Here is a 1339-nt window from a genome sequence, read left to right as displayed (position 1 = left end):
GAACCCCTGTTACCGCCGTGAAAGGGCGGTGTCCTAGGCCTCTAGACGATGGGGACACATAATGTGTCACTAGGACAACTGAATAGTTAGGCTCGATTCAGACGAGCTCTTAATAACACAACACTTAAAGTGAGTGGCGTCCCCAAGAGATTCGTACTCTTGATAACGTCGTGCATAGATTGCGCGGTGTTCACCGCCCCACTACACATAACCTACTTAAATAAGTGGCGTCCCCAAGGGGATTCGAACCCCTGTTACCGCCGTGAAAGGGCGGTGTCCTAGGCCTCTAGACGATGGGGACACATAATGTGTCACTAGGACATTAAATGATAGTTTGACTCATATCGGAGTTAAGGTTACTAAAATAACATGCAAGTACTCGAGACTGACATATTTATTTTCTTGGCAATTGCTCACTTACTAAGAGTAAGTGGCGTCCCCAAGGGGATTCGAACCCCTGTTACCGCCGTGAAAGGGCGGTGTCCTAGGCCTCTAGACGATGGGGACGCAGAAAACTGCAACCCTAGGACAAACACTATGCAAATCTGGTGGAGCTATGCGGGATCGAACCGCAGACCTCTTCGCTGCCAGCGAAGCGCTCTCCCAGCTGAGCTATAGCCCCGACTTGCATACACACCACCAATTAATGTTGGTTGTGTATCGCTGAGTGCGGGGCGCATTCTATGCAGCCCCCCAAATAAAGTCAACAGTTTTTTATCTAAGTTTATTTAAATGATTTAAATTTCAACAAGCTGACTAAATATCAATCCGTTGCGGAGGTATTTTATACAAAGTGCTATCAAATTAGCTATTTTGGGCTAATTGCATCGCTGGTTTGTTATCAATGACTCTCTGCTTTTGAGTTTACTCTCTAAAAAAAGGTATACATTTATATGCAAAATAAAATTCGTTATTTAAAGCTTTAAATAAAACGACTTCCCCCTTCCCTGCTTTGTTTTAATAGTGCTAACTAGAATGCAATTAACTGATACAAATTTATCGGTATGAAAAAACTGTTTTAAAAATTTACTGTATTCATATCATTTGGAATGATTTACCTAGGTCATAGAGCTATAGATCCAAGTCTAAATATAAGCTTATGAATATAAATTGCATATTTGTTCGCCAAAAAATGCTTAAATGCCATGTCATTGTTTATAAAAGCTGCATCTAACACATTTTTACTCATTCAAGTGTTGACACAATTACAACTCTATCTATAATAGCGCCCCACAACAACGCAGCAATGAGTTGTTTTAGATATGGGTCGTTAGCTCAGTTGGGAGAGCATCGCCCTTACAAGGCGAGGGTCACTGGTTCAAGTCCAGTACGACCCACC

Annotated in this window: 4 tRNA genes; 1 reads left to right on the top strand and 3 read right to left on the bottom strand. The window is 42.1% G+C overall.

Annotation, left to right across the window (positions count from 1 at the left end):
• Positions 1-225: 225 nt before the first annotated feature.
• The 3 genes from HUS62_RS22265 to HUS62_RS22255 all read right to left on the bottom strand — a co-directional run bounded on the left by HUS62_RS22265 (position 226) and on the right by HUS62_RS22255 (position 622).
• Positions 226-301, bottom strand: a tRNA-Glu gene (locus tag HUS62_RS22265).
• Positions 302-431: 130 nt separating this feature from the next.
• A tRNA-Glu gene (locus HUS62_RS22260) sits at positions 432-507 on the bottom strand.
• A 39-nt stretch (positions 508-546) separates the two neighbouring features.
• A tRNA-Ala gene (locus HUS62_RS22255) sits at positions 547-622 on the bottom strand.
• 642 nt (positions 623-1264) lie between these two features.
• On the opposite strand from HUS62_RS22255, the gene HUS62_RS22250 reads away from it, so the two are divergent.
• Positions 1265-1337: transfer RNA gene (locus HUS62_RS22250), tRNA-Val, on the top strand.
• The last annotated feature ends 2 nt before the right edge of the window (positions 1338-1339 follow it).

The organism is Pseudoalteromonas sp. 0303 (assembly GCF_013349995.1).
Classification (GTDB): Bacteria; Pseudomonadota; Gammaproteobacteria; order Enterobacterales; family Alteromonadaceae; genus Pseudoalteromonas.
This window is presented reverse-complemented; position numbering and strand designations above follow the sequence as displayed.